Origin of the sequence: Bartonella sp. AA74HLJMH (assembly GCF_042197045.1) — a bacterium.
GTDB lineage: Bacteria > Pseudomonadota > Alphaproteobacteria > Rhizobiales > Rhizobiaceae > Bartonella.
In genome coordinates, this window is the sequence record NZ_JBHIRJ010000065.1 from 1 (window position 1) to 2,262 (window position 2,262).

Genomic DNA, 2,262 nt, shown 5'->3' on the forward strand with positions numbered 1-2,262 from the left:
TTTTTAGTCGAGACGCGTCCAGATTTTATCAACCCAAGTAAATTTTTAGGATCGGACTATTACTTAAAAAAGATTGGCAATTATAAGCCTGAGAACGTGTTTAAAAGATTAGGGGATGCTTATTTTGAATATCGTCTGGTGGGTGAGCAAATCTTCGAGCTGACAGGCAATCGCACTCTTCTTGATGTTGAAGATCCCAATGCTCAAATGCAAAGGCTCTATGACAATGCTGTGGAGCAGCAAGATCCCTTGGGGTTAGTGCTAGGCAAGCCCTTAACGCCTCAGCAGATTGCTGGGATCAAAAAGGATATGATCTGGCTTGAGACCCACCTTGTTGATGGACAAGAGGTCTTGGTACCCCACGTTTATTTGGCACCAAACACTTCTTTAGCACAAGATGTTTATGGGGCAAAAACGCAGCAAGGAAACCTTGCCAGTGCACGTTTGAAAGGCAATGGCGTCACTATAGAGACGGACCGTCTTACCAATAGTGGCACCATATCAAGTAATGGTGCATTGCATGTTTCGACTACGCAAACTTTGTTTAATGATGGTGGTTTTTTGCTTGGCAGCGGTGCTGTAGATCTCAGCAGTGGCGATCTTTTAGCCAACTCTTCAGGGGTTATTCTGGGGGATATCATCACCCTCAATGCGAAGACAATCATTGATGGTACTGCAAAAATCCGTGACACGAATGAATATGGTTTTGTTGATCGCAGTGGGCAGCAGGCTCAAATCATTTCTATACAGGATTTAAACATTCACTCCCTTGGCGATTTAAGCATGAGCGGTGGCCAATGGAGCAGTGGTGGATCGACGACGGTGATTGTCGATGGTTCTGCTACGTTTGGTTCATTAGTACTAGAGAGTGACCATAAGGAGACATTGGAAAAAGGGCATTATAACGCCCAAAGCAGTGAGCACCGTTTGGCAGAAGTCAACAGTGATGGAGATTTGACCATTGTCACAGGTGGTGAACTTAACCTTGAGGGAAAGTTTAAAGCCAAGGGCAATGGAGATTTCACCAGTGGTGGCGCTCTCAACGCGATTTCAGAGCAAGATTTTAACAGTTTTGATTTGGATCTGAGGGGCAAAGAAGGCGACAAATCGAAGCAAAAGAATAAGTTTCGTCAACAATCAACAGAAGTTACTACAAACAAAACCACGATAGAAACAGAGGGCAACCTCTCCATGCATGCGCAAAATGGGGATCTCACGCTTGATGCGGCAGGGCTATCAAGTGGTGGTCAGACGCATTTGGCATCAGATACGGGAAAAATCAAGTTTCTGACCAACAAGGATCAAGATTTTAAGGATGTTTATCAGCGTAATGAAAACCTTGTGTGGTGGAGTGAGAGCGATAAAGGTTACCTTAAGGAGACCATCGAACATGTCACCATAGATGCTAAGGGTGGCATAAAGCTTGATGCGGGTGATGGCTTCGTTGTTGAATATGAGGCAACCGGTGATTTAGACAAATCTCTTGAGCAATTATCTCGCTCCCCAGGCTTGGCATGGATTAAGCAACTGCGTGATGATCCAGAATTATCCAAGCAAGTGGATTGGCAAGCAGTTAAGGCTGAATTTAAAGACTGGGATTATAAAGCCCAAGGGCTGACAGAAGCCGGTGCGGCTCTCGTGGCATTGGCTGTCACGGCGGTTACGGGCGGAGCAGCCTCGGGTGCTGCCAGTGCCATTACCGGTGCTTTGGGGCTTGGCTCGAGTACCGCCATGAATGCAGCGATACAGGCAGGTGTCCAAGCACTGATTAACAAAAGCGCTGTGGCTCTTGTCAATAATCGCGGCAATATTGCCGGTGCCTTGCATGAGCTTGGCTCTTCAAAGAATGTTCTCAGCATTGTCTCGTCGATGTTAACGGCGGGCTTAACCAGCCAAATAACGGAAATGGCAGGTGTTGGACAATCTTTGCCTAAAACCGCTCCTTTTGTCGATCGTATCGCCAGTGAAGCGGAAAAGAACCTGATCAAAGCCGCCATTGGCACAGGCGTTCAAACGGCTCTTGAGGGTGGCTCTCTTGACAAGAACTTTTTTAACAATCTGCGCATCGCCCTATCTGATACGGTTGGCAAATCGTTGGCGGAAGAAATCGGTACCGCCAAGGCAGAAGGCAAAATAGATACGGTCACGCAGATCGTTGCCCATGCCGGTCTTGGCTGTTTAAAAGGCGCTGTTGCGAGTGGTGCTTGCACAGCCGGTGCTGTGGGGGGTGCTGTGGGTGAAGCCACTGCTATGCTCCAGTTT

General features: G+C 47.3%; 1 protein-coding gene. It reads left to right on the forward strand.

The genetic code is table 11. From position 1 onward, the window contains the following. Positions 1–2,262 (forward strand): DUF637 domain-containing protein (locus ACFINH_RS09555; RefSeq protein ID WP_375632922.1); only part of this gene is annotated, 2,262 nt, incomplete at both ends.